Origin of the sequence: Neisseria canis, assembly GCF_900636765.1 — a bacterium.
GTDB lineage: Bacteria > Pseudomonadota > Gammaproteobacteria > Burkholderiales > Neisseriaceae > Neisseria > Neisseria canis.
In genome coordinates this window covers 1,397,684-1,424,670 of sequence record NZ_LR134313.1, presented here as the reverse complement: position 1 = coordinate 1,424,670, position 26,987 = coordinate 1,397,684, and the positions used below count along the sequence as shown (strand labels likewise).

The 26,987-nt window shown below is 50.9% G+C and carries 23 protein-coding genes and 1 tRNA gene; 9 read left to right on the top strand and 15 right to left on the bottom strand.

Annotated elements, in window-relative coordinates:
* Positions 1-35 precede the first annotated feature (35 nt).
* The 3 genes from infB to rimP are packed head-to-tail and all read right to left on the bottom strand — an operon-like array spanning position 36 to position 4,816.
* Positions 36-2,858, bottom strand: a complete 2,823-nt coding sequence (gene infB / locus EL143_RS06700; protein WP_085416439.1) for a translation initiation factor IF-2 — start codon at positions 2,856-2,858, stop codon at positions 36-38.
* A gap of 10 nt (positions 2,859-2,868) precedes the next feature.
* Positions 2,869-4,359: a transcription termination factor NusA gene (nusA, locus tag EL143_RS06695; RefSeq protein ID WP_085416438.1), complete on the bottom strand. Its 1,491-nt coding sequence runs from the start codon at positions 4,357-4,359 to the stop codon at positions 2,869-2,871.
* A gap of 25 nt (positions 4,360-4,384) precedes the next feature.
* Positions 4,385-4,816, bottom strand: coding sequence for a ribosome maturation factor RimP (rimP, locus tag EL143_RS06690; RefSeq protein WP_085416481.1), 432 nt, complete (start codon positions 4,814-4,816; stop codon positions 4,385-4,387).
* Between the two features lie 230 nt (positions 4,817-5,046).
* On the opposite strand from rimP, the gene serC reads away from it, so the two are divergent.
* Positions 5,047-6,150 (top strand): 3-phosphoserine/phosphohydroxythreonine transaminase, encoded by a 1,104-nt coding sequence (serC, locus tag EL143_RS06685; RefSeq protein ID WP_085416437.1) that lies wholly within the window; start codon positions 5,047-5,049, stop codon positions 6,148-6,150.
* Between the two features lie 448 nt (positions 6,151-6,598).
* Here serC and EL143_RS06680 read toward each other — a convergent pair whose 3' ends face one another.
* The 3 genes from EL143_RS06680 to EL143_RS06670 form a co-directional block, all read right to left on the bottom strand.
* Positions 6,599-7,408: a Cof-type HAD-IIB family hydrolase gene (locus tag EL143_RS06680; RefSeq protein WP_085416436.1), complete on the bottom strand. Its 810-nt coding sequence runs from the start codon at positions 7,406-7,408 to the stop codon at positions 6,599-6,601.
* A gap of 94 nt (positions 7,409-7,502) precedes the next feature.
* Positions 7,503-8,072, bottom strand: a complete 570-nt coding sequence (locus EL143_RS06675; RefSeq protein ID WP_085416435.1) for a L,D-transpeptidase family protein — start codon at positions 8,070-8,072, stop codon at positions 7,503-7,505.
* A complete protein-coding gene (locus tag EL143_RS06670; RefSeq protein WP_085416434.1) occupies positions 8,069-8,251 on the bottom strand; it encodes an MFS transporter in 183 nt (60 codons plus the stop codon). The genes EL143_RS06675 and EL143_RS06670 overlap by 4 nt, the downstream gene beginning before the upstream one ends.
* Positions 8,252-8,404: 153 nt before the next feature.
* Here EL143_RS06670 and EL143_RS06665 point away from each other — a divergent pair, with 153 nt between their 5' ends.
* Entirely contained in the window at positions 8,405-9,088 is a 684-nt protein-coding gene (locus tag EL143_RS06665; protein WP_085416433.1) for an SIR2 family NAD-dependent protein deacylase, read from the top strand.
* 158 nt (positions 9,089-9,246) lie between these two features.
* On the opposite strand, the gene EL143_RS06660 is transcribed toward EL143_RS06665, so the two are convergent.
* The gene (locus tag EL143_RS06660; RefSeq protein WP_085416432.1) at positions 9,247-10,299 is read right to left on the bottom strand and encodes an NADP(H)-dependent aldo-keto reductase; all 1,053 of its coding nucleotides are present in this window, start codon (positions 10,297-10,299) and stop codon (positions 9,247-9,249) included.
* 454 nt (positions 10,300-10,753) lie between these two features.
* Here EL143_RS06660 and EL143_RS06655 point away from each other — a divergent pair, with 454 nt between their 5' ends.
* Both EL143_RS06655 and EL143_RS06650 read left to right on the top strand, forming a co-directional pair.
* Positions 10,754-12,376, top strand: coding sequence for a site-specific DNA-methyltransferase (locus EL143_RS06655; protein ID WP_232001373.1), 1,623 nt, complete (start codon positions 10,754-10,756; stop codon positions 12,374-12,376).
* 105 nt (positions 12,377-12,481) lie between these two features.
* The gene (locus tag EL143_RS06650; protein ID WP_085416431.1) at positions 12,482-15,130 is read left to right on the top strand and encodes a restriction endonuclease; all 2,649 of its coding nucleotides are present in this window, start codon (positions 12,482-12,484) and stop codon (positions 15,128-15,130) included.
* Between the two features lie 118 nt (positions 15,131-15,248).
* Here the strand turns inward: EL143_RS06650 and clpB are convergent, their stop codons facing one another.
* The 6 genes from clpB to bfr (EL143_RS06620) all read right to left on the bottom strand — a co-directional run bounded on the left by clpB (position 15,249) and on the right by bfr (EL143_RS06620) (position 20,311).
* Positions 15,249-17,822, bottom strand: a complete 2,574-nt coding sequence (clpB, locus tag EL143_RS06645; protein ID WP_085416430.1) for an ATP-dependent chaperone ClpB — start codon at positions 17,820-17,822, stop codon at positions 15,249-15,251.
* 221 nt (positions 17,823-18,043) lie between these two features.
* The gene (ykgO, locus tag EL143_RS06640; RefSeq protein WP_085416429.1) at positions 18,044-18,169 is read right to left on the bottom strand and encodes a type B 50S ribosomal protein L36; all 126 of its coding nucleotides are present in this window, start codon (positions 18,167-18,169) and stop codon (positions 18,044-18,046) included.
* Between the two features lie 4 nt (positions 18,170-18,173).
* Complete coding sequence (locus EL143_RS06635) at positions 18,174-18,443, bottom strand: type B 50S ribosomal protein L31 (protein ID WP_085416428.1); 270 nt, start codon at positions 18,441-18,443, stop codon at positions 18,174-18,176.
* Positions 18,444-18,571: 128 nt separating this feature from the next.
* Positions 18,572-19,129: a nitroreductase family protein gene (locus tag EL143_RS06630; protein ID WP_085416479.1), complete on the bottom strand. Its 558-nt coding sequence runs from the start codon at positions 19,127-19,129 to the stop codon at positions 18,572-18,574.
* A 216-nt stretch (positions 19,130-19,345) separates the two neighbouring features.
* The gene (bfr, locus tag EL143_RS06625) at positions 19,346-19,819 is read right to left on the bottom strand and encodes a bacterioferritin (RefSeq protein WP_085416427.1); all 474 of its coding nucleotides are present in this window, start codon (positions 19,817-19,819) and stop codon (positions 19,346-19,348) included.
* A 27-nt stretch (positions 19,820-19,846) separates the two neighbouring features.
* Positions 19,847-20,311 carry a bacterioferritin gene (bfr, locus tag EL143_RS06620; protein WP_085416426.1) on the bottom strand — a complete coding sequence of 155 codons (465 nt, stop codon included), beginning with the start codon at positions 20,309-20,311 and terminating at the stop codon, positions 19,847-19,849.
* 345 nt (positions 20,312-20,656) lie between these two features.
* Here bfr (EL143_RS06620) and typA point away from each other — a divergent pair, with 345 nt between their 5' ends.
* From typA to trxB, 3 genes are all read left to right on the top strand, one after another.
* A complete protein-coding gene (gene typA / locus EL143_RS06615) occupies positions 20,657-22,468 on the top strand; it encodes a translational GTPase TypA (protein ID WP_085416425.1) in 1,812 nt (603 codons plus the stop codon).
* 165 nt (positions 22,469-22,633) lie between these two features.
* Positions 22,634-23,203 carry a hypothetical protein gene (locus EL143_RS06610; protein ID WP_085416424.1) on the top strand — a complete coding sequence of 190 codons (570 nt, stop codon included), beginning with the start codon at positions 22,634-22,636 and terminating at the stop codon, positions 23,201-23,203.
* A 75-nt stretch (positions 23,204-23,278) separates the two neighbouring features.
* A complete protein-coding gene (trxB, locus tag EL143_RS06605) occupies positions 23,279-24,232 on the top strand; it encodes a thioredoxin-disulfide reductase (protein WP_085416423.1) in 954 nt (317 codons plus the stop codon).
* Between the two features lie 147 nt (positions 24,233-24,379).
* On the opposite strand, the gene ribA is transcribed toward trxB, so the two are convergent.
* Complete coding sequence (ribA, locus tag EL143_RS06600; RefSeq protein ID WP_085416422.1) at positions 24,380-24,964, bottom strand: GTP cyclohydrolase II; 585 nt, start codon at positions 24,962-24,964, stop codon at positions 24,380-24,382.
* Positions 24,961-25,632, bottom strand: a complete 672-nt coding sequence (locus EL143_RS06595) for a hypothetical protein (protein ID WP_085416421.1) — start codon at positions 25,630-25,632, stop codon at positions 24,961-24,963. The genes ribA and EL143_RS06595 overlap by 4 nt, the downstream gene beginning before the upstream one ends.
* 240 nt (positions 25,633-25,872) lie before the next feature.
* Between EL143_RS06595 and EL143_RS06590 the strand changes: the two genes are divergently transcribed.
* Together EL143_RS06590 and EL143_RS06585 are read left to right on the top strand one after the other, a co-directional pair.
* Positions 25,873-25,957: transfer RNA gene (locus EL143_RS06590), tRNA-Leu, on the top strand.
* Positions 25,958-26,169: 212 nt separating this feature from the next.
* On the top strand, positions 26,170-26,937 hold the full coding sequence (locus tag EL143_RS06585; RefSeq protein ID WP_170162409.1) for a tyrosine-type recombinase/integrase: 768 nt from the start codon (positions 26,170-26,172) through the stop codon (positions 26,935-26,937).
* Positions 26,938-26,987 lie beyond the last annotated feature (50 nt).

Here is a 26,987-nt window from a genome sequence, read left to right as displayed (position 1 = left end):
CTTTTTCAGACAGGCATTCCAAGATACTCGAGGCGTTACAGAGTGCGCGCCACTTCTACAATGTCAAACACTTCCAGCTGGTCGCCTTCCATGATGTCATTATAGTTTTTCAGCATCAAGCCGCATTCAAAGCCCATGCGCACTTCTTTCACATCGTCTTTGAAGCGTTTCAAAGATGCCAACTCGCCGGTATGGATAACCACATTGTTGCGGATCAGGCGGACATGCGAATCGCGTTTTACCACGCCGTCGGTTACCATACAGCCGGCAATATTGCCCACTTTCGATACCGAAATCACCTGGCGGATTTCCACCGTGCCCGTTACCTGTTCTTTCTCTTCCGGAGCCAACATGCCGCTCATGGCCGCTTTGACATCATCAATGGCATCATAAATGATGTTGTAGTAACGGATTTCCACATCTTCGGTTTCAGCCAACTTGCGGGCAGAGGCATCGGCACGCACGTTAAATCCGATAACAAATGCGCCGGAAGCAATCGCCAAGTTCACATCGCTTTCGGTAATGCCGCCCACACCGCTGTGCAATACGTTCACTTTCACCTCGTCGGTGGAAAGTTTCTGCAAGCTGCCCGTAAGCGCCTCGTAAGAACCTTGCACGTCGGCCTTGATAATCACAGAAAGGTTTTGTGCCTGGCCTTCGCCCATGTTGTTGAACATATTTTCCAACTTGGCGGCTTGCTGTTTGGCCAAACGCACGTCGCGGTATTTGCCTTGGCGGAACAGTGCGATTTCGCGGGCTTTTTTCTCGTCGGCAAGCACCATCGCGTCTTCGCCTGCATTCGGCACGTCCGACAAACCGAGAATTTCCACCGGAATGGAAGGCCCTGCTTCTTCGATCGGCTTTCCGTTCTCGTCAATCATGGCGCGCACTTTACCGAAAGCCGTACCGGCCAACAGCATATCGCCTTTTCTCAAAGTACCGCTTTGTACCAGCAAGGTGGCTACCGCACCGCGGCCTTTGTCCAAACGTGCCTCCACAATAATACCTTTGGCAGGAGCGTCAACCGGAGCTTGCAGCTCCAATACTTCCGCTTCCAGCAACACCGCTTCCAACAGCGCATCAATATTGATGCCTTGTTTGGCAGATACGTCCACAAATTGGGTCGTGCCGCCCCAAGAATCGGGAATAACTTCATAGTTGGTCAATTCCTGACGGATACGCTCCGGGTTCGCAGTGTCTTTATCGATTTTGTTCACGGCCACCACAATCGGCACACCCGCTGCTTTTGCATGGGCAATCGCCTCAATGGTTTGCGGCATCACACCGTCGTCGGCAGCCACAACCAGAATCACAATGTCGGTTGCCTGTGCACCGCGCGCGCGCATTGCGGTAAACGCTTCGTGACCCGGAGTATCCAAGAAAGTAATCACACCGCGCGGTGTTTCCACATGGTAGGCACCGATATGTTGGGTAATCCCGCCGGCCTCACCCTGCACCACTTTGGCGCGGCGGATATAGTCAAGCAGCGAGGTTTTACCGTGGTCGACGTGACCCATCACGGTAACCACGGGCGGACGCGGTAATTTTTCGGCTTCAACAAGCTCCGCACCTTCTTCCAAGAAAGCTTCCGGATCATCCGCAGCGGCAGGTTTGCCGATGTGGCCCATTTCTTCTACCACAATCAGCGCGGTTTCTTGGTCAAGCGATTGGTTGATGGTTACCATCATACCCATTTTCATCAGGGCTTTAACCACTTCCACGCCTTTTACAGCCATTTTGTGCGCCAAATCGGCTACGGTAATGGTTTCAGGCACCAAAACCTCATGCACCACCGGCTCGGTAGGCGCGGTAAAGGCGTGTTGGTTCGGCTCAAGCTTGAGTTTCTTGCCTTTTTTACCGCCGCCGCGCACGCGCTCTTCATTGCTGTGCGCCGCATTGCGGTCTTTGCCCTTGCCTTTGCCTTTCGCGCCGCGTGACTGCATGTCACCATCATCACGGTTGCGGCGGTCTTCTTTCTTGCGGCTGCCGCTGCTCGGATTCACATCTTCCGCTCCGCGGTCTTTGGCCTTAGCCGAAGTGCTGCCTGAAACGGCCAACGGCTTTTTCTCCGACGGTTTGGCAGAACGTTGCTCGTCGGCACGCGCTTTTTGTGCGGCACGCGCCTCTTCCTGAGCCTGCTTTTTCGCTTCTTCACGGCGCTGCTGACGCTCTTGACGCTCTTGTTTTTCACGCAAAAGCGCCTCTTGATGCGCGCGCAGGGCAGCCGCACGGCGGGCTTCTTCATCCCGCGCAGCCTGCTCCGCAGCACTAACTACTTCTACAGGCTTAGGCAGAGGGGCGTTTTTTTTGTCTTTTCCTTTTTTCGCCGGTTTTTCGGATTTCTGTGCCGCTTCCTCAACCGGAGCGGCCTGTTGCTCTTTTGCTGCTTCGGCTTTTACCTGCTCTTCAGCCTTTTGTTTGGCTTCTTCTGCAAGTTTTTTAGCCTCTGCTTCTGCTTTGGCTTTTTCTTCTGCTTCCGCCTCTGCTTCGGCCTCCGCTTCCGCTCGGGCTTGCTGCTCGGCTGCTGCCGCCTCTTCCGCGGCTTTTTGCTGCTGGGCTTTGGCCTGAACCACCAACTCTTCAGGCGAAGGCACAACAACTTTGCGGCTGCGGCGGCGCGTTTCTACCTGTACACCGTCAATAGTGCTGCGTTCGGTTTTTTTGCGGGCAATACTGATTGTGCTGCTTTGCGTATCATGGCTTTGCTTCAGATAAGCAAGCAATAAAGCTTTATCATCGGCAGTAATTTCATCGCTGCCTGATGATTTGGCAACACCGGCACTTTTCAGTTGTTTCAGCAGCTCTTCCACCGGTTTTTTCAGATCTGCTGCAAATTGTTCTACAGTACTGTTACTCATGCCTTACCTCTCATTTATTTTCTTCTTCGAACCAGTGGGCGCGGGCAGCCATAATCACTTTTTCAGCTTCTTCTTTGCTGACGCCGGTAATTTCGATTAATTCGTCAATAGCCAATTCTGCCAAACCGTCGCGGTCGATAATGCCGGCTTGAGCCAAATCACGCAGCATATCTTGATCCACACCTTCCAGCGTTTTCAGATCTTCTGCGATTTCTTCCAATTTTTCCTCGGAAGCAATGGCCAGCGTGAGGATGGCATCGCGGGCACGATTGCGCAAAGTGTCAACCGTGGCTTCATCAAAGCCGATTTCCACTAACTCTTCCCCCGGCACATAGGCCACTTCTTCCAAAGTTGAAAAGCCTTCTTGAACCAACGCGTCGGCAGTTTCTTCATCTACATTCAGATGTTGTACAAACAGGCTGCGGATGGCGGCATCTTCGGCTGCATGGCGCTCTTCCGCTTCTTGAACCGTCATGATGTTCAGCTGCCAGTTGGTCAAATCGGCGGCAAGACGCACGTTTTGACCGCCGCGGCCGATGGCAAGCGCCAATTGGTCTTCCGCCACCACCACATCAACCGCATGTTTGTCTTCATCAATCAGGATGCGGGTTACTTCAGCCGGAGAAAGCGCGTTGATTACAAATTGCGCAGTTTCAGGCGACCACAACACCACATCGATGCGCTCGCCGCTGATTTCATTGCTGACCGCATTGATGCGCGAGCCGCGCACACCGATACAGGTGCCTTGCGGGTCGATACGTTGGTCGTTGGATTTCACTGCGATTTTCGCACGCTGACCCGGATCGCGGGCGGCTTCTTTGATTTCCAACAAACCGTCGGCAATTTCGGGCACTTCCTGCTCAAACAGCTTAACCAGAAACTCGCGCGAGGTTCGGCTCAAAATCACTTGTTTGCGCGAACCTTGTTCGTCCACCCGCAAAAAAAGCGCGCGGATGCGGTCGCCGTTGCGGTAGTTTTCGCGCGGAATCATTTGGTCGCGCGGAATCAGGGCATCAAGTTTGCCGATTTCCACAATAATACCGTGGCGCTCGACACGCTTCACCGTGCCCATCACGATGTCCTCTTTCCGCTCCAAAAATTCATTTAGAATTTTCTCGCGTTCCGCATCACGGATGCGTTGCAGAATAATTTGTTTGGCTGTTTGCGCGGCTTGGCGGCCGAAAGCTTCGTTCGGCAGTTTTTCTTCGTAATATTCGCCGATCTGAATGGTTGTGCCCGGAATTTCTTCCTGGATTTCTTCAATGGTTTTTTCGGTATCGGGATAAGTGTAATCTTCATCCGCCACGATCAGCCAGCGGCGGTAAGTTGAATATTCTCCGGTATCGCGGTTGATTTCTACGCGCACATCCATATGTTCGCGCTCGGATTTTTTCTTGGCAGCAGTACCCAGCGCAAACTCCAATGCGTCAAACACCACATCCGGATCTACGTTTTTCTCGCTGGCAAGTGCTTCGGCCAATTGCAACATTTCGCGACTCATGGTCAAACTCCTGATTGATTTGATTTTAAAATTTGAATTCGGGTTTCAGACGGGCATTGTCGATATTGGATAGAGCCAGTTCGACGGTTTTGCCGTCGAAAGAAATGCGTACGGTATCATCCTTGCAGCCTTCGATGCGCCCGATAAAGTTTTTCTGGCCGTCAACCGGCAGGCGGGTTTTGATTTTCGCCTGCTCTCCGGCAAAGCGTTCGAAATCGGCCGCTTTTTTCAGCGGGCGGTCAAGGCCCGGACTGGAAATTTCCAGATTTTTATAGTCGATATCTTCCACCATAAACACGCGGCTCAAATGATTGCTCACGGTTGCGCAGTCTTCCACGGTGATACCGCCTTCTTTATCGATAAATACGCGCAAAGTGCCTTGGGCGGTCAGCTCGAAGTCCACCACTTCATAGCCTAAACCCGGCAGGGTTTTTTCAAGAATGCTTTGAATATCCAAATTCCGCTCCGTAAAAAACAAAAAATGGCCCTGTGGCCATTCTTCATATAACTGAAAAATTTTGCGAATTATAAACCTTTTATTCATAAAAGAAAAGTGTTTGTTTCAATCGCTTTTCCGACTTTCAGACAGGCCTGCCGTTACCCTTGCGAAAAGCATGGGCCGGGGCTAGAATTAGCAGCTCGATTTTTAAATTTTATTATAAATACCAACAAGATAAGGTTTTCATTATGACCAACCACCCAGTCTACAATTTCTCTTCCGGCCCCGGCACGCTGCCCGAAGCCGTTTTGCGCACTGCCCAGCACGAGATGCTGGATTATAACGGCACAGGCATGTCGGTGATGACGATGAGCCACCGTTCCGACATGTTTATGAGCATCCTGCATCATGCGGAACAGGATTTGCGCGGGCTGCTTGCGATTCCCGACAACTATAAAGTACTGTTTCTGCAAGGCGGCGCCAATGCGCAATTCAATATGGTAGTCATGAACTTTGCCAATGGCTTCAAGCGCGTGGATTCGGTGGTAACGGGTAATTGGTCGGCTACCGCCCATTCCCAAATGGGCAAACTTTCTGATGTAGACATTCATCTGGCGGCAGACGGCAAGCCGTCCGGCTACACGGCTTTACCGGGCGTTGGAGAATGGGATATTGATGCCGGCTCGGCTTTTGTGCACTTTGTGAGCAATGAAACCGCCAACGGCCTGCAATACCGCACCATGCCCACGCTGCCCGAAGGAATGCCGCCTTTGGTGTGCGACATGTCGAGCGAGATTCTTTCGCGCAAAATCAATGTGGCCGATTTCGGCGTGATTTACGCGGGTGCGCAAAAAAACATCGGCCCGGCGGGCGTAACAGTGGTGATCATCCGCGAAGATTTATTGGAACGTTGCTCCGACCGTGTGCCCAATGTGTGGAACTACAAAACCCATATCAACAAACAGGGCATGTATAACACGCCCGCCACTTATCCGATCTACATTGCCGGTTTGACATTCCGCTGGCTGCAAACACAAGGCGGCCTGAAAAAGATGGAGGCTTTAAATGATTTGAAAGCCGAAACCCTTTACTCCGCCATCGATAACAGCGGCGGTTTCTACACCAATAATATTCACCCGGATGCGCGCTCGAAAATGAATGTGGTGTTTTCGACCGGCAATGCCGATTTGGATAAACGCTTTGCCCTCGAAGCATCTTTCCGGGGCTTGGAATTTCTGAGCGGCTACAAAAGCGTGGGGGGGATGCGCGCCAGCATCTACAATGCCATGCCGCTCGAAGGCGTGGCGGCTTTGATCGACTTTATGACCGAGTTCCAGCGCCGTTACGGTTAACACGCGATAAACCGAAATGCCTGTCTGAAAAGACTGTGAAGCCTTTTTCAGACAGGCATTGTTTCGCAAGCTTTATCAAATCAATTTCAACTCCGGCCGGTAGCTTGGTAAACGCTCCTTTAAAGCAAAACCAGTTAATGGAATAATTGGCGAACTGAAAAAGAGTGCGCGTCATATCCTGGCTTGAACCGAATATCTCCTATAGTTAACCAACATATTTTTAATACAAGGCGGCAAGCCGAAGACAGTACAGGTATAGTTAAAACACTTAATTTTAGTAGCATTTCCGTCATACTCGGGCTCAACCCGAGTATCTGAGCTCCGCTAACTTTAGGAGATACTCGGTTCAAGCCCGAGGATAGCGAGCGTATTATTTTTTTAAATTGATTAACTTAAGATCAAATCGTTTACCAACCCGGGCAATGAAGAAATGCCTGTCTGAAATATTTCAGACAGGCATTTCTTCAATCAAACCCAAACTGAGCAAACCGCGGTATACGCCGTCTTCCGTTACGGGCGGGCACACAAAATCGGCCACGGCTTTTGTATCAGGGTGGCCGTTGCCCATAACCACACCGAAGCCTACGGCTTTCACCATTTCAATATCGTTCGGCCCGTCGCCGAAAGCCATCGCATCCGCCATCGTCAGGCCGAGTTTGTCCAACGCGGCTTGGATACCGCGCGCCTTGGAACCGCCCTCGTCAAGCAAATCCACACCGTAAGGATGCCAGCGCACGGTTTTGATGCCTGCCGGCAGATTGCCGTTAAGCGACTCTCCGGCGGCTTCGTCGTAAAAACCGATAATCTGGTAAACCGGATCATGCAGATAGGCATCCGGAGCAATCCGGTAGGGCAGCTTGAGCGAACCGGCGGCTGCGAGCAGGGCTTCTGTTTCGCGTGATACGCTGAATTGCTCGGCAGACACCAGCCCGTAGGCAATGTCGGCGCGGTTTAGAAAAGCGGTGATTTCACGCACGCTGGCCTGTTGCAAAGGGAATTCGGCCAAAGTTTTGCCCCGGTGCCGCACATATTGCCCGTTGATGCTCACCAACATGTCGATGCCGGTTTCTTCAATCAGTTCCCGAATCACTTCGGGCAGCAGGCAGGGCGCGCGGCCGGTGGCGATGGCGGTGATGATGCCTTTGCGGTTAAGTGCTTTTAAAGCTGAGCGCGTGCTCTCGGCAACGCGGTGCTCATGTGTGATATAGAGCGTGTCGTCTATGTCGAAAAAAATGATTTTCGGGTTGGGTTTGCGCATGATTTTCTCTGGATTGCGGGGCTGTGATTGTAACACGATGCCTGTCTGAACGCTTTTTCAGACAGGCATCAAGCTTGTTCCGACACTCGGCCGGTTAAGGCAGGATGTCTATTGCGGCCCTGTATTTTACATGCTGGTAAAGCTCATCCACTTCGTCATCGGTAACGGCGATGCAGCCGTTTGTCCAGTCGCGCAGCAAATGCCGAGCGCCGATGCCGCCCGAGCCGTTGGGCAGGCCGTGGATTTTGATGTCGCCGCCCGGGCTTTTGCCTTGCGATTCGGCAAACGCTTTGTCCCGCCCGTTCGGATAAGACACCCCGAGATTTTTGTGGTAGCCGCTGTTTGGGTTTCTATCATTAATGATATAGCTGCCTTCAGGCGTTTTGCCGTCGCCTTCAAACTGCTTGTGCCCTTTCGGGTTAAAACCGAGCGATACGGGATAGGTTTTCAAAAGCCTTCCCGCCTCATCATAAGCGTCCATTTCACGCGCGCCTTTGCGCACCACCAAACGCGCCACCACCGCGTGTTCAGGCAAAGGCTTCTGCCCAAGCAGCATTTTCTGGCGCGGTTTCAAACCCGCATCCTGCGGCAGCCAAAACCATAGGGCGGCCAATGCCAGAGCCGCTGCCGCCAAAATCGCCGCAATCCGTTTCAGCCACTTCATTTGCCGCCCTCTTCCTGCACCGCCGATACCGCTTGCCGTTTCTGCTTTTGCGCCGCTTTCTTTTGCGCCACTGCTTCCTTCATCCGCTGCTGCGCCGCCTCATCGGGCGCCGAGAGCCACACACCGGCCACAATGATGCTGAGCAGCGCGATATAAAACCAAACTTTGTTCACACTCATTACTTAACCCCTTGTTGCTAAAGCAATCAGTTTACCCGCAGCAAATATAGCAGAATCCGCACTCCGCGCTCTTTTTTCCCGCCTGCCGGAAGGTTTTTCAGACAGGCATTGTTTGATATAGTGAACCCTGTTTATTCCAAACGGCAAACCATCATGAAAAAATGCATTATCCTAACCGGCGCCGGCATCAGCGCCGACAGCGGCCTGAAAACATTCCGCGACGCAGGCGGCTTGTGGGAAGGCTACCGCGTGGAAGAAGTGTGCACCCCCGAAGCATTCGCACGCAACCCGCAGCTGGTACTCGATTTTTACAACCAGCGGCGCAAACAGGCCGAACAAGCCGCGCCCAACGCTGCCCATTTTGCACTGGCCGAGCTGGAGCAGCATTATCAAGTACAGATCATCACGCAAAATGTCGACAACCTGCACGAGCGCGCAGGCAGCAGCCATGTGCTGCATCTGCACGGCGAACTCAGCAAACTGCACAGCACCTTAGACGAAACCGACATCATCGAATGGACAGGCGACCAAACCCTTTCCGACACCAACAGCAAAGGCCACCCGCTGCGCCCGCATATCGTTTGGTTCGGCGAAGACGTGCCGCTGTTTCCCAAAGCCGTGGCCATGATGCACGAAGCAGACGTCGTGTTGATTATCGGCACTTCGCTGCAAGTTTACCCCGCCGCCTCGCTGCTGCACTACGCCCCTCCGCATGCCGATATTTATCTGATTGACCCGAATCCCCAAGCATCCGGCGCGCATATCGAAATCGTACCGAAAAAAGCTGCCGAAGGCGTGCCGCCGCTGGTGGATTACCTGATTGAAAAAGCAAAATAAATATGCCTGTCTGAAACGCTTATGGCAAATATAGTTAATCAACACATTTTTAATACAAGGCAGCAAGCCGCAGACAGTACAAATAGTACGGCAAGGCGCAGCAACGCCGTAGTAAAAGTTAAGTTGATTAACTATAAGCGTTTCAGACAGGCATCCCGCTAAGGGCAAGGATTACTGATTTCCGCGTGCACCGCATTAATCGCATCCAACACATCGCCAGAAAGCACCACATCCGCGCTGCCGATATTCTCGCGCAACTGCGCCATCGTCGTCGCACCGATAATATTGCTCGCCACAAAAGCCTGCTGCGTCACAAACGCCAGCGACATCACCGCCAGGCTCATACCCGCATCGTCCGCAATCTTGGCATAACGCTCCACCGCCGCAAAACCCTGCGGCTTCGTATAACGCTGAAAACGCTGAAACAAAGCCAGCCGGCTGTTTTCCGGCATCGCACCGTGGCGGTATTTGCCGCTTAACACGCCAAACGCCATCGGCGAATAAGCCAAAAGCGGCACATCCTCGCGCAACGAAACCTCGCTCATGCCCACTTCATAACTGCGGTTCAGCAGATTATAAGGATTCTGCACCGAAGCCACACGCGGCAAAGCCGGATTACGCTCATGTTCGTTTAAAAACCGCATCGTGCCCCACGGCGTTTCATTCGACACACCATAAGCCCGGATTTTGCCCTGCTTCACCAGCTCGCCCAGCACATCCACAATCTCGTCAAACGGCGTAAACCGCTCCTCCTCCCCGATTGCCTGCACACCCAAACGGCCGAAAAAATTCGTCTTCCGCTCCGGCCAATGCAGCTGATACACATCCAGATAATCCGTGTTCAACCTTTTCAAACTGGCATCACACGCCTCAAAAATCTGTGCGCGCGAAAAATCATTGCCGCCGCGGATATAGCGCTCCAAACCGTTCGCCCTCGTCGGCCCCGCAATCTTACTCGCCAACACAAAATCATCACGCCGGCCGCGCGCCTTAATCCAATTACCGATAAACTGCTCCGTGCGCGTATACGTTTCCTTACGCGGCGGCACGGGATACATCTCCGCCGTATCGATAAAATTCACACCGTTTGCCAGCGCATAATCCAGCTGCTCATGCGCCTCGGCCTCAGTATTCTGCTCGCCCCAAGTCATCGTACCCAAACAGATTTTACTCACCCGGATACCACTGCGGCCTAATGGTCGTTGTTGCATATCGTTTCCTCTCTTTTAATCACATTTCACTTGTCCGAAAAGCAAAACCATTCTAAACAAATAATGCCTGTCTGAAAAACAAGTTTCAGACAGGCATTATAAAAAAACCAACAAACTGATATGATTACGCCCATTATTGATTCAAAGAGCGATATTATGGCAACCAGCAACCAGCAACCAGCAACCAGCAACCAGCAACCAGCAACCAGCAACCAGCAACCAAATTATAAACGAAAATTACAATAAAATCAACATATTAAAACTAAAATCCCTCTTTCCCGAAGCCTTTTGCGAAGACCAAATCGACTGGGAAAAACTCAAACTTATTCTCGGCGAAGAGAACCTCGCCCATCACAACGAACGCTACCAGCTCAACTGGGCAGGCAAAAGCGAAGCCTACCGCACGCTGCAAGCACCCACATCCAACACACTGATTCCCTGCCAAGCCGAATCGGTGGATTTCGACGGCACGAATAATCTATTTATCGAAGCCGAAAACCTCGAAGCACTAAAAATCCTGCAAAAAGCCTATGCCGGCAGCGTGAAGATGATCTATATCGACCCGCCTTACAACACCGGCAGCGATTCCTTTATCTATCCAGACAAATTCAGCGAAACCCGAGAAGAATACGCCCGCCGCGTCGGCGACAAAGACGACAAAGGCTACCTGAAACGCGACGGCGTATTCCAAGGCGCTTGGCGCAAAAACAGCAAAGAAAGCGGCCATTACCACAGCAACTGGCTCTCCATGATACTGCCGCGCCTGCATCTGGCCAAAACCCTGCTGCGCGACGACGGTGTGATTTTTATCTCGATTGACGATAACGAACAAGCGCAATTGAAGCTGCTGTGCGATGAAGTGTTTGGGGCGGAGAATTTTTTGGGGAATGTAATTTGGCAGAAAAAATATGCTGCAACAAATGATGCAAAAGGGTTTTCAACTCTTCATGACTATATTTTGGTTTACCAAAAAAGTCTCCGTTTTGAAAGGAATTTGTTACCCAGAACAGAAACACAAAACAAGCCTTATAAAAATGATGACAATGACGGAAGGGGCTTGTGGAGGAGTGATAATTTGCTGGTTAAATCATTTTCAGAGTCCGCTGTCTATCCCATAAGAAATCCCAATACTGGTATTGAATATTTTCCTCCACAAGGAAGTTCTTGGCGGGCAAGTAAAGCAACTATGCAAATATGGCTACAGGAAAATCGTATTTTCTTTGGCAAAGACGGTCAGGGCGCACCCCAATTAAAGCGATATTTAAACGAAGTACAACAAGGCCGAGTTCCTACAACATGGTGGCCATTTGAAGAAGTTGGGCACAATGATGCAGCAAACAAAGAATTACAAAATCTTTTTAATTCAAAAGCACCATTCGACACACCGAAGCCGACGACGTTATTAAAACAAATGTTCCAAATCGGCTCAAACCCTAACGACCTAATCCTAGACTTCTTCTCCGGCTCCGGCACCACCGCCCATGCCGTAATGCAGCTTAACGCCGAAGACGGCGGCAACCGCCGCTATATCTGCGTGCAACTGCCCGAAGAAACCGACGAAAAATCCGAAGCGCGCAAAGCCGGTTTCGACACCATCGCCGACATCGCCAAAGAACGCATCCGCCGTGCGGGCAGGCAAATCCGCGAACAACATCCCGAAAAAACCGTTGATACCGGCTTTAAGGTATTCAAACTGGCCGAAAGCCATTTCAAACCGTGGAGGCCGTCTGAAAACGGTTCAGACGGCCTCGAGGCGCAACTGGCCATGTTTATCGATCCTGTTGCCGAACATGCCGAACCACTGAATATGGCTTACGAACTGATGCTGCGCTTGGGTTTGAAACTCACCTGCCCGTTGCATATTTCGGACGGCGTGTATTGGGTGGAAGACGAAGACACGGGCAAACGCACCGCCCTGCTGCTTACCTGTGCCGACGAGCATTTGATAGATGCTGTGATTGCCGAAAATCCCGCCAAAGTCGTGGCACTCGACCGTTTGTTTGACGGCAATGACTCGCTAAAAAGCAATACTGTTTTGCAGATGCGCGACGCGGGCATTATTTTTGAATGTGTGTAGGTCGGATTCTCGAATCCGACAATACCTGCCTATCAGATCGTCGGATACAAGTATCCGACCTACCGGCTCCGTACAGCGCAACAGATGATTTGAAAAGAAAACGATATGGAACTGAAATTTGAACAACTGGATTACCAGCTTGATGCGGTCAATGCGGTTTTGCGCCTGTTTGAAGGTGAGCCGAACCGCAAACAGGATTTTGAATTGCAAAGCGGTTCGGCCGGCCGCTTTGTGGCAAATGAGTTGGCTTTGGATTGGGAAAGTATAGGACGCAACCTGAATACGATACAGGCAGAAAAAGGCCTGTCTGAAACCGACATCGGCGAACACGGCTTAAACTTTTCGGTGGAAATGGAAACCGGCACAGGCAAAACCTATGTTTACCTGCGCACGATTTTCGAGCTTAACCGGCAATACGGCTGGACAAAATTCGTGATTGTGGTGCCGAGCGTGGCCATCCGCGAGGGGGTATTGCAAACCCTGCGCAGCACGCGCACGCACTTTGCCGACCTGTTCGACAAGCCCGTGATGAATTATGCAGAATACAGCAGCAGCCGTTTGTCGGCGTTGCGCTCTTTTGCCGTTAACGACAATATTGAAATTTTGGTCATCAATATCCAGTCGTTTGAAAAAGACTTGAATGTGATCAATCAGGTCAACGAAAGCGGCGATGCGCCCATTACGCAAATCAGCCAAACGCGTCCGATTGTGATTATCGACGAACCGCAGAATATGGAAACGGAAGGCCGTCTGAAAGCGATTGAATCGCTCAACCCGCTGTTTACATTGCGTTATTCGGCCACCCACAAAGCAAGCCGCCACAAGATTTACAGCCTGAACCCGGTGCAGGCTTATAACCTGAAGCTGGTTAAGCAGATCGAAGTGTTTTCGGTTACGGCGCAAAACGATGTGAACGGTGCATACATAAAGTTACTGGAAGTTTTTTACCCGCCGAATACTAAGAAGCCAAAAGCAAAATTAGAAATTCACTACCAAGATAAAAAACAAACGAAAAAGAAAACCGTGAGCGTAAAAAGCGGCGATGATTTGTTTGAAATATCGGGCGGTAACGAAGCCTACCGAGATGGATTTAGGATTAACGAGATAAAATTCGACCTTCAGGAAATCGATCTTTCAGACGGCCGCACAATCGAGCGCGGCAGCGGCGGGGTGATGCGCGACGAAATCATTAAAATGCAGATTCACCATACCGTTGCCGAACACCTGAAAAAGGAAAAACGCCTGAAAGCCTACGGCATCAAGGTGCTGTCGCTGTTTTTTATCGACAAGGTGGAAAACTACCGCACGGCGGCGGGTGAAGCAGGCAAGTTTGCTTTGTGGTTTGAAGAGATTTACACCAAACTTTCGGGCGGAGAGAACCCGGAAGGCGTACACAACGGCTATTTTTCACAAGACAAACAAGGCCGTCTGAAAAACACCAACGGCACAACGCAGGCCGACAACGACACTTACCATCTGATTATGCGCGACAAAGAAACGCTGCTTTCGTTCGACAGCCCCTTGCGCTTTATCTTTTCGCATTCCGCCCTGAAAGAAGGCTGGGATAACCCGAACGTGTTCCAAATCTGCACACTCAACGAAAGCAACTCGCCGATTAAAAAGCGCCAAGAAATCGGGCGCGGCCTGCGTTTGGCTGTCAACCAAAGCGGCGTGCGGGTGCGCGATGAAAAAGTGAACGTACTCACGGTTATTCCCAATGAAAGCTACGAGCATTTTGCCGCCACACTGCAACAGGAATACCAAGACGAATGCGGCATCACGTTTGCATCGGACAATATCAAAAACGCCGCCCGTAAAAAAACCGTGCGCTACCGTAAAGATTTTACGCTCGACCCCGCGTTTCAGGCCGTTTGGCAGAAACTCAGCCGCAAACCGCGCTACCGCGTGAATTTCGACACGGCCGCACTGATTGAATCCGCCGCCGAAACCGTGCGCCGTATGCCTGAAATCCAAAAACCGAAAATCCAAATGCACAAAGCCCGAATCAGGCAATCGCAAACCGACGGTGTTTGGGCAGAAGAAACCGCCGGCCGCAGCTTGACTGTGGAAGCGGAATGGGCAATTCCCGACGTATTGGGTGCCATTCAGAAAAAAACGGGGCTGACGCGGCGCACCGTGTATGAAATCCTCGTGCACTCCGACCGCCTGCCCGACCTACCGGGCAATCCGCAACGTTTTATCGACCTTGCCGCCGACAAAATCAACGTTGCTCTGCAAAACCTGATGGTAAAAGGCATACGCTACGACATCAGCGAAGACGAACGCTACCGCCAAAGCCTTATGGAAAAATGGCGCGATATGGAAGCCAACGGTACCGAGTTTTATGAAAACGGATACACGTTTGAAGTCGGCAGGCAAGAGAAAACCATCAGCGAAAACTATATCCCGCTCGATTCCGCCGTCGAACAAAATTTCGCCCGCGATTGCGAAAACTACGACGACGATACCTTAGGCAAAATCCCTTTCTATTTCAAACTGCCCAAATGGTTCAAGATTCCCACGCCTTTAGGCAACTACAATCCCGACTGGGCGGTAGTTGCCGAAACCGGGAAACAAGCGTTTTTCGTTGCAGAAACCAAAGGCACAGCTAAAGGTATACAAGCGGGCGTGGATAAAGACCAACTGCGTTACTCTGAACGTTTGAAAATCGAGTATGCTGAAAAATATTTCGCTGGCGTGCAGGATCTGGAATATCGTGAGGTGGAAAAGTTAGACGAACTGAATAGCGGTTGATTCTCTGGTTACAACACTTAATTAATGACAATAAGACACTCACACAAACCCGAGTATAAAGAAAATACCCAAATAAAATGCCTGTCTGAAAAATTTCAGGCAGGCATTTCCAACAGCATCACGAGAACACCAATTGCTCTCCATCCACTTTCACATGAATCGCGCTTTCAGGCTTATATTTGCCTTCGAGCAGAGCCAGTGCCAGCGGGTTTTCGATTTCCGCTTGGATGGCGCGTTTGAGCGGGCGTGCGCCGTACACGGGGTCGAAGCCTGCTTTGGCGATGATGTCCAGCGCGGCATCGTCGACTTCGAGATGCAGGTTTTGCGCGGCAAGGCGTTTTTCCAAGCCTTTGAGCTGGATTTTGGCGATGCTGCGGATATTGGCCTGATCCAAGCCGTGGAACACGACCACTTCGTCGATACGGTTGATCATTTCGGGGCGGAAGTGTTCTTTCACGTCTTCCATCACCACTTCTTTCACCGCATCGTAGTCGGCTACGCCCATTTGTTGGATGTGCTGGCTGCCGATGTTGGAAGTCATCACGATCACGGTGTTTTTAAAGTCTACCGTGCGGCCTTGGCCGTCAGTCAAGCGGCCGTCGTCCAGCACTTGCAGCAGGATGTTGAACACGTCGGGGTGGGCTTTCTCCACTTCGTCGAGCAGGATCACGCTGTAAGGTTTGCGGCGGACTTGTTCGGTTAGGTAGCCGCCTTCTTCGTAGCCGACGTAGCCGGGAGGCGCGCCGATTAAGCGGGCAACGGCGTGTTTTTCCATGTATTCCGACATATCGATGCGGATTAGATGGTCTTCGCTGTCAAACAGGAAGCTCGCCAATGCTTTGCACAATTCGGTTTTGCCGACACCGGTCGGGCCTAAGAAGAGGAAGCTGCCGTAAGGTTTGTTGGGGTCGGCCAAGCCGGAGCGCGAGCGGCGGATGGCATCGGACACGGCGCGCACGGCTTCGTTTTGGCCGACAACGCGGTTATGCAGCACGTCTTCCATTTTCAGCAGTTTTTCGCGTTCGCCTTCCATCATTTTGCTCACGGGAATGCCGGTCATGCGCGATACGATTTCGGCCACTTCGTCCGCGCCCACTTTGGTGCGGAAAAGTTTGTTGGCCTGTTTTTCTTCGGGATTGCTTTCCAGCGATTCCAGTTGGCGCGCAAGTTTGGGCAGTTCGCCGTATTCGAGTTCCGAGGCGCGGGCAAAATCGCCTTGGCGTTTGGCCTGCTCGATTTTGACTTTGATGTCGTCGATTTGTTTTTTGATGTCGGCAGTGCCGGCGGAAGCGGCTTTTTCGGCTTTCCAGATTTCGTCCAAATCGGCGTATTCTTTTTGCAGGCCGGTAATTTCTTCGTCGATCAGTTCCAAGCGTTTTTTGCTGGCATCGTCGCTTTCTTTCTCAACGTGCATTTTTTCCATTTTGAGTTGGATGATGCGGCGGTCGAGTTTGTCCATCTGCTCGGGTTTGGAATCCAATTCCATTTTGATGCGGCTGGCGGCTTCGTCAATCAAGTCAATGGCTTTATCGGGCAGGAAACGGTCGGTAATGTAGCGGTTGCTCAACTCTGCGGCGGCAACGATGGCCGGGTCGGTGATGTCGATGCCGTGGTGGATTTCGTAACGCTCCTGCAAGCCGCGCAGAATGGCGATGGTGTCTTCCACGCTCGGCTCGCCCACCAATACTTTTTGGAAGCGGCGCTCCAGCGCGGCATCTTTTTCGATGTATTGGCGGTATTCGTCCAAAGTGGTGGCACCGATACAGTGCAACTCGCCGCGTGCCAAAGCGGGTTTGAGCATATTGCCTGCATCCATTGCGCCATCTGCCTTGCCCGCGCCGACAAGCGTGTGGATTTCATCAATGAAAATCAAAGTGTTGCCGTCGTCTTTAGCCAAATCGTTTAAGACGGCCTTCAGGCGTTCTTCAAACTCGCCGCGGTATTTGGCACCGGCAATCAATGCGGCCAAATCAAGCACCAGCAGGCGTTTGTTGCGTAGGGAATCGGGCACTTCGCCGTCCACGATACGTTGCGCCAAGCCTTCCACAATGGCGGTTTTACCCACGCCGGGTTCGCCGATTAACACGGGGTTGTTTTTGGTGCGGCGTTGCAAGACTTGGATGGCGCGGCGGATTTCGTCATCACGTCCGATCACGGGGTCGAGTTTGCCTTCGCGGGCACGCTGGGTTAAGTCGGTGGTGTATTTTTTCAGGGCCTCGCGTTGGTCTTCCGCGTTGGGGTTATCCACAGAGGCTCCTCCTCGTACCGCGTCAATGGCGGCGTTGATGTTTTGTTCGGTGGCTCCGGCATTTTTCAGGATACGGCCGGTGTTGTCGTTTTGCTGTACCAAAGCAAGCGGGAACAGTTCGCTGGCGATATAGGCATCGCCGCGCTTGACGGCGGCTTTGTCCATCAGGTTTAAAACGGCCTGCAATTCGCGGCTGGGCAGGATTTCGCCGCCTGTGCCGGATACTTTGGGTAAGCTGTTTAAGGTTTGGGTAAGTTGTTGTTTTACTTGCGGTACGTTTACACCGGCGTGTGAAAGCAGAGCCGCGGTGCCGCCTTCGGCATCGTCGAGCAAGGCTTTCAATACATGGCCTGCTTCGAGATAGCTGTTGTCGGCAGCCAAAGCCAAGCTCTGGGCATCGGCCAGAGCTTGTTGGAATTTTGCGGTTAATTTATCGAATCTCATATTTCTAGAGCTCCTTGTTTGATAGCTTAATTTGTTGGATAAATGCGATATTGGGTTATGAAGATGTATTTCAATAGTTAAATTTTATTAATTTAATTTGACAGCAGATGATTAGTATGATTTTGATTTATCTCAATGCCTGTCTGAAAATCCAGGGTCAAAAATATAAAAAAGCTGCCCAAAGGCAGCTTAGTTTCGATAGATAAAGGGAATATCTGCTTTTAACGCTGGCGCGCTTTAAAACGCGGGTTGCTTTTGCAAATCACATAAACTTTTCCGTGGCGGCGCACCACTTGGCAATCTCTGTGGCGTTGCTTGGCGGCTTTTAAAGATGATAAAACCTGCATGAGCTTATCCTTTCTTAAGTGCGTTCATCATGCCCGCATAGCGTTGGTTAAACTGGCTCGCGCGGCCTTCGCGGTTATGTTCGCGCTGTTTGCCTGTGTACACAGGATGGCTTGCGGATGATGTATCCAGCATAAATACGGGATACTCCTGACCGTCGCGCCACTGCATGGTTTTAGAAGTGGGCGCGCAAGAGCGGATCAACCAGCCTTCGTCGGCGCCGCTGTCGTAAAACAAAACTGTACGGTAGTTTTGCGGATGGATATCGGGTTTCATAACTTCCTCCTAGTGTTATAACATAACATTATAGCGCTACTTGAGATTATTTATCAATAGCAAAATCACACTTAACCGAATGCCTGTCTGAAAAGCCGGGTATCATATCCGACAACCGGCTCTAACGTTTACCAATAAGTTACGGATTCTGATAAATCGGTGTTTTTCGCACCGTCGCTGTTTTCCTCGCCCGTGCCTACCATCAGCAAGGCGATAATTTTATCTTTCTCGGCGCAGCCGAAAGCTTCACGCAGTAAAGGGCTGTTCGTCCATAGCCCGGTAATCCACACATTATCAAAACCTTGTGCTTTGGCAGCCAGCTGAAAAGCGTAAGCAGAACAAGCAGCGCTCAACATTTGTTCCCATTCGGGCTTGGGTTTCGGCACCTCACGATTTGGGCTGAACGTTACTCCCACCACCAAAGGTGCCATACGCCCTACTCTCTCGGCTTTTTGCAGGCTCTCTTCACCAAAATTTAACTCAATCACGGTTTGCTTAAGCAGCTCGCGAAAACGGTTCAAACCTTCTTCGCTTTCGATAACGGTAAACTTAACCGGCCGCATATTGCCGTGGTCAGGCACTTGGGTTGCCGCTTGCAACATCGTTTCAATTTGAGCCCTGCTCGGTCCGGGCGCGTTAAGCTTCTTGCTTGAACGGCGTGTGGTTAATAGCGCCAATGCATCCATCATTATGGTTCGCTTTCTGTATTTGGATATTTTTAAAAATGTTTTATTTATAGCATAAGCCATCTGTTTGAAACAATGCCTGTCTGAAACCGGCCGTACACTTTTCAGACAGGCATACATAATAAAACAGCCCATCAAGTATGACGGGCTGTTGCCACAGCTTGCGCAAAAGCTGTTGTGATTTGGTAGTGTTTGTTACTAAGCGGGCAGCCAGGCTTAGTCCTCTTGCGCAGCAGATTGTAAAAAGTTGTGCAAACCCATATTGCCGATCAACTCTTGCCGGGTTTCCAACCAATCAATGTGCTCTTCGTTGGTGTCTTTCAAACCGGTTAACAGAGCGCGGCTTACATAATCCTGCTGAGCCTCGCACTCGGCAATCGCAGCCACCAAAGCCTCATGTTTCTCCTGCTCTTTGGTCAAATCACAGCGGATGATTTCTTCCGGATTTTCACCAATTAGCAGCTTGCCCAAGTCTTGCAGATTAGGCAGCCCTTCCAGCAGCAAAATACGCTCAATAAGGTCATCGGCTGCTTTCATTTCCACAATGGATTGTTTGTAGAAATGCTCGCCCAATTCTTCAAAACCCCAGTTTTTCAAAATGCGGGCATGTAAGAAATATTGGTTAATGGTTACCAAAAGCAAACCCAGATTTTTATTCAACTCGCGGATTACCGAACGTTCGCCTTGCATCGTCGACTCCTTTCAAAGTTCGGAATGTTAAACTTGGCTTTGCAGGTAGTTTTGCATGCCGACCATATCAATCAGGCGCAGCTGCTGCTCAAGCCAATGTGCATGGTCTTCTTCAGTATCTTTCAGCTGTTCAACCAGCAATTCGCGTGTAACATAATCCTGCTGCTCTTCGCAAAGCTTGATGCCTTTTTTCAAGGTTGCACGCACTTCCAATTCGGTATTCAAATCAGCCTTAAGCATGGAAACCACATCAGTACCCACATTAATCGCCGCAGGCACCATTTTCGGCGTACCGCCCAGCATCAGGATACGGCGGATAAAAGCTTCCGCATGAGCGGTTTCATCTTCCATTTCATGACCAATGCGCTCAAACAATTTGTTGTAGCCCCATTCGGCATACATACGCGAGTGGATAAAATATTGATCACGGGCAGCCAATTCGCCTGCCAACAATTCGTTCATATAATCAATTACAGCCTGATTGCCTTGCATGGTTATTCCTTTCATGATTCCATGATTGTTTATTGTCTTGATGCGGTATGTGTTTCTTTTGCACAGCTCTCTATGATTCAAATTTTATCAACTATTCCGGATATTTCAAATTTTCTATTTAAAATACAAACAATTATCAACAATAAATAGCGCTTTTTTTACCCAAAGAAAATATCAGCATATTGTTTTTAATGATGTTTTATTGGATACGATTTTGATAAGCTCTATCAATTAGATTTACATTTTACATTAATTAACTTTACCGCCTGTTTTTTATTGCCAACATTCAGCCGGTAAAAGCATGTTATAATTCACAGTTTTTCAAATTCTAGCTAAAGCACAAACATGAAACAAATCCGCAATATTGCGATTATCGCCCACGTCGACCACGGCAAAACCACGCTGGTAGACCAGCTCTTGCGCCAATCCGGCACCTTCCGCGCCAATCAGCAGGTTGACGAACGCGTAATGGACAGCAACGACATCGAAAAAGAACGCGGCATTACCATTCTTGCCAAAAATACCGCCATCGAATACGAAGGCTACCACATCAATATCGTCGATACGCCCGGACACGCCGACTTCGGCGGCGAAGTGGAACGCGTATTGGGCATGGTCGATTGCGTGGTTTTGCTGGTGGACGCTCAAGAAGGCCCGATGCCGCAAACCCGTTTCGTTACCAAAAAAGCCTTGGCATTAGGCCTGCGCCCGATTGTGGTGATCAACAAAATCGACAAACCGAGCGCGCGCCCGAGCTGGGTGATTGACCAAACCTTCGAGCTGTTCGACAGCCTCGGTGCCACCGACGAACAATTGGACTTCCCCATCGTTTACGCTTCGGGCTTGAGCGGTTTTGCCAAGCTGGAAGAAGACGACGAAAGCCAAGACATGCGCCCGTTGTTCGACACCATCCTCAAACACACCCCGCCCCCCAGCGGCAGCGCAGACGAAACCCTGCAACTGCAAATTTCCCAACTCGACTACGACAACTACACCGGCCGCTTAGGCATCGGCCGCATCTTGAACGGCCGCATCAAACCCGGCCAAGTGGTTGCCGTAATGAATCACGAAAAACAGGTCGCACAAGGCCGCATCAACCAACTTTTAGGCTTCAAAGGCTTGGAGCGCGTGCCGCTGGAAGAAGCGGAATCCGGCGATATCGTGATTATTTCCGGTATTGAAGACATCGGCATCGGCGTAACCATCACCGACAAAGATAATCCTAAAGGCCTGCCCATGTTGAGCGTGGACGAACCGACCTTAACCATGGACTTTATGGTGAACACCTCTCCGCTGGCCGGCACCGAAGGCAAATTCGTTACCTCGCGCCAAATCCGCGACCGTCTGCAAAAAGAATTGCTGACCAACGTCGCCCTGCGCGTGGAAGATACCGAAGATGCCGACATCTTCCGCGTATCCGGCCGAGGCGAACTGCACTTAACCATTCTGTTGGAAAACATGCGCCGCGAAGGTTACGAATTGGCCGTCGGCAAACCGCGCGTGGTTTACCGTGAAATCGACGGCCAAAAATGCGAGCCGTATGAAAACCTCACAGTTGACGTACCCGACGACAACCAAGGCGCGGTAATGGAAGAGCTTGGCCGCCGCCGCGGCGAGCTTACCAATATGGAAAGCGACGGCAACGGCCGCACCCGCTTGGAATACCACATCCCCGCCCGCGGCCTGATCGGTTTCCAAGGCGAGTTTATGACCTTAACCCGCGGTGTCGGCTTGATGAGCCACGTTTTCGACGATTACGCACCGGTGAAACCCGATATGCCCGGCCGCCACAACGGCGTGTTGATTTCCCAAGAGCAAGGCGAAGCGGTGGCTTACGCATTGTGGAACTTGGAAGACCGCGGCCGTATGTTCGTATCGCCCGGCGAAAAACTCTACGAAGGCATGATTATCGGTATCCACAGCCGCGACAACGATTTGGTGGTTAACCCCTTAAAAGGTAAAAAACTCACCAACGTACGCGCCAGCGGCACCGACGAAGCCGTGCGCCTGACCACGCCGGTCAAGCTGACTTTGGAAAGCGCGGTCGAGTTTATCGACGACGACGAACTGGTAGAAATCACGCCGCAATCCATCCGCTTGCGCAAGCGTTACCTGCAAGAGCACGAACGCCGCAAACACTTCAAAAAACCCGAGTAAAGCAAACAATGCCTGTCTGAAAAGCTTTCAGACAGGCATTGCTGTTTTTATCATCTCCCCTTGTAACCATTAAACAGCCGCCGCCAAATCCGTTTATTGAATATTCGATTATCTGGCTATATATTAAAAACTGTTTGCAACCCACAAGATACAATCGGAATACCTATGAAGAAATACCTTGCCCTTATCAGCCTTTCCGCCCTTGCGCTTACCGCCTGCGGCGACAACAAACAAGCCGAGCTGGAAGCCCAAGTAAAAGCCCAGCAGGAGCAAATCGCCCAATTGCAGGCGCAACAAGACACCACTGTTTACCAGCTGGCTGCAAGCGCAGTTAACGAAACCATTCCTCCCGCCGAGCAGGAAAAAGGCAAAAACGGCGAAGTGGTTACCGGTACCGACGGCCAGCAATATATGTATGACCCTTCAACCGGCAGCTGGCTGCTGCAAAGCCTGATCGGTGCCGCGGCGGGTGCCTTTATCGGCAGCGCTTTGGCAAACAAATTCACCAAAGCCCCCGCCAACAGCCCGGCCGCCCAACAAGTGCGTACCCAATACGCCCAACAATACCGCGGCAAAACCGCCCAAGCACCCAACAAACTGACTCCGCGCCAAAAAGCCGCACAACAGGCCAACCAATCCGCCTACCGTCAAAGCAATAACGTGCAAAACAATTACCAACAACCGCGCCAACAGCGCAGCATGGGCGGCAAACGCGGTTTCGGCCGCCGCCGTTAACCCGCAACATATTTTCAGACAGGCATAGTGCCATGCCTGTCTGAAAACATCTTCCCAAACCCCACAGGATTTATCATGAGCGAAACCAAACACCACAAACTCATCATCTTAGGCTCAGGCCCCGCCGGCTACACCGCCGCCATCTATGCCGCCCGCGCCAACCTGCAGCCCGTTATCATCACCGGCATCGAACAAGGCGGCCAATTGATGACCACCACCGATGTCGACAACTGGCCGGCAGACGCACAAGGCGTGCAAGGCCCCGAACTGATGGCCCGTTTCCAAGCCCATGCCGAACGCTTCGGCACAGAAATGATTTTCGACCAAATCCACACAGCCGATCTGCAAAACCGCCCGTTTACCCTACAAGGCGATATGGGCAGCTACACATGCGACGCTCTGATTATCGCTACCGGCGCTTCAGCCAAATACCTCGGCCTGCCCAGCGAAGAAGCCTTTGCAGGCCGCGGCGTTTCCGCTTGCGCCACCTGCGACGGCTTCTTCTATAAAGGTGAAGACGTGGCCGTGGTCGGCGGCGGCAACACCGCCGTAGAAGAAGCGCTGTATCTGGCCAATATTGCCAAAACCGTTACCCTCATCCACCGCCGCGACACCTTCCGTGCAGAAAAAATCATGGTTGATAAATTGATGAAACGCGTCGAAGAAGGCAAAGTAATCCTCAAGCTCAACGCCAACCTTGACGAAGTATTGGGCGACGACAGCGGCGTAACCGGCGCCCGCCTGAAATATACCGACGGCAACACCGAAGACATCACCATAAAAGGCGTGTTCATCGCCATCGGCCACCAACCCAACACCGCCATTTTCAAAGGCCAGCTCGATATGGATGCAACAGGCTACCTGAAAACCAAAGGCGGCTCGGCCGATAACGTAGGCCTAACCAACATCGAAGGCGTTTGGGCTGCCGGTGACGTGAAAGACCACACCTACCGCCAAGCCATTACCAGCGCCGCCTCCGGCTGCCAGGCCGCATTGGATGCAGAACGCTGGCTTGACCAGCAGCAATAAAAGTCACTCAAAAACAATGCCTGTCTGAAAACGGTTTTTTCAGACAGGCATTCTTATATCTCAGCCACATAGTGAATAAACTTATTCTTAATCATGTTTTACCATTCTCGAGCACAGAGGGCATATTTAAGTTGATTGACTTTGCCGTTATAAAAAATGCCCCAGTTTATCTGCTTTTGTACTTAAATAAAGTTCATTTTCCGCATTTTCACCCACACGTAGCGGTACACGTTCAACAACTCTAATACCCGCATCCTCCAACACGGCAACTTTCTGCGGATTATTCGTCAATAAACGGATACTTTTCACACCCAAATGCCGGAATATATCTTTAGCCAAAGTAAAATCTCTCGCATCCACAGGCAAGCCCAAAGCCACATTTGCCTCAACCGTATCCATTCCTTTATCTTGCAGCTGGTAGGCACGGATTTTGTTAATCAGGCCAATTCCCCGTCCCTCTTGCCTCAAATACACAATTACACCCCGGCCTTCCCGCTGCACGGCCTGCATAGCCGCCTGAAGCTGCGGCCCGCAATCACATTTTTGGGAAAACAGCGCATCTCCGGTCAAACATTCAGAATGTACTCTTGACAACACCGCCTCTCCATCGTCCAAGTCCCCCATGACCAAAGCCACATGCTCTTGCCCACTAGCCTCTTCAAAGCCGTACATCATAAATACACCCCACTCAGTAGGCAGGCGGCAGGAAGCTACAAATTTCAAGCTCGTCATAACACGTTTCCATCATCTTGTTTATCATCATCCACATGCAGCAAAACGCTCAAAGGTTCAACCAAAGCCAAAGCAAGCCCCACCCATCCGGCCTGAGCCTCATCATCAAACGCAGATTTCCGTTCGGCTTCCACATGCAGCACACCTAACACACGCCCGCTCGGCAGACAGACCGGCAGAGACATCTGGCCTGCTGCACGTATATTATGTACACCGTCCAATTCCTCCTGCGCCAGCCAACGCTCGACATCATCCACAAGATTCAACCATCCTGTCTGCGCTGAACGTGCGGCCAGATAAAATCTGCCGTTTGCCTCATCTACCCGCATTTTCTGCTCAATTACCTCACCCTGCTGCGCTAAACGTACGAGATAAGCCGCTTCTTCTGCTATCAAAGCATAAACCGATACACTTTTTACTGGCGTGCGTTCAAAGGCAGAATCCAAAGCCATAAAAACCTGTTTCAAAGCCATTTCATTCGGCTCGTTTTCTGAAATATGCTCCGCAAGTATTACATCATCATTTGCATACCACAAAATATCTCGCTCAACTGCTGCATTGCCCGAAGCCATAACCGCCTGCGCCGCTACTTGTGCAACCCGCACTTCATCTTCAACAAGCTTTAAGCCCTGTGTTTGCAAATAATCCCGAACCGATAAATCAGACATAACATTCCTTCCAAAGCAAGCCGACCAGTTGGATCTATTAACCAATCCAGCATTTCAGTAATATAAATCCCAAGACACACGCCACTTGCCATCAAAAAAGCCGCCCGCATCAGTACAGACGGCAATACTTCTTCAATAAATTAGCCCTGATTATAACTTTTTCAATGCCTGTCTGAAATATTTTTCAAACAGGCATTTCCATTTAACCAACTTATGCGTATAATCTGCATTTCACTTTTAGCGGACGTGGCGAAATTGGTAGACGCACCAGATTTAGGTTCTGGCGCCGAGAGGTGTGAGAGTTCGAGTCTCTCCGTCCGCACCAACATTCACTTATAAATCAAAAGCTTAAAAGACACTTGTGACAAACAAGTGTCTTTATCTTTATTGTGTTGTACCTTACAACTCCCATCACCACAACATCCCCTAAAAAATCATGGCAACAATCGTTAAACGTAACGGCAAATACCTTGCCCGCGTGCGCACAAAAAATATAGACACCTCCAAAACCTTTCGCACATCAGCCGAAGCAAAGGCGTGGGCGGCGCAACCGAAACCGACGCGAACAACCGCGCACTAGGTATCGTACCCAAACACATCACACTAGGAGACATCATTACCCGCTACAAGGATGAAGTAACCCCAAGCAACCGCAGCGCCCGCAGCGAAATAATCAGGCTAGAAAGATTTCTAAAGCACAAAATCTGCAATATTCCCGCAACAGACCTTCAGCCCCACCACTTCGCAGAATGGCGCGACGAAAGGCTAACACAAATACAAGGCAACAGCGTAAACCGCGAGCTATCAACAATCTCCGCCGCGCTCACCTACGCCGTAAAAGAATGGCAATATGCCAAAGACAATCCTATTCTACAAATATCACGCCCCAAAAAAAACCAACCCCGCACTCGCAGACCAACGGAAGAAGAAACCCGCAGAATATGCGCCTACCTTGAATACGACGAAAACACCCCGCCGAAGCTAGCCAAGCAGCGCGTAGCACTGGCATTCCTATACGCAATGGAAACCGGCATGCGCGCGGGCGAAATATGCAGCATTCAGCCCCACAACATCCACCTACATGAAAGATACGTCCACCTAAGCATCACAAAAAACGGCAGCAGCCGCGACGTCCCCCAAAACCGCCGGGCGCTGGAAATACTGCAAAAGCTGATACCCCTAAATTTCGATCACACGTTCGGCTTAAACGTAAAATCACTAGACGTCACATTCCGCCGCGCAACAAAAGCGCTTGAAATCGACGATCTGCATGGCGGATTCGGATTTGAAGTGCAACTTCCATAACAGAAAAAGGCCGGTATGCGGTAGCATACGGCCTTTCCTGCAAGAAAGAT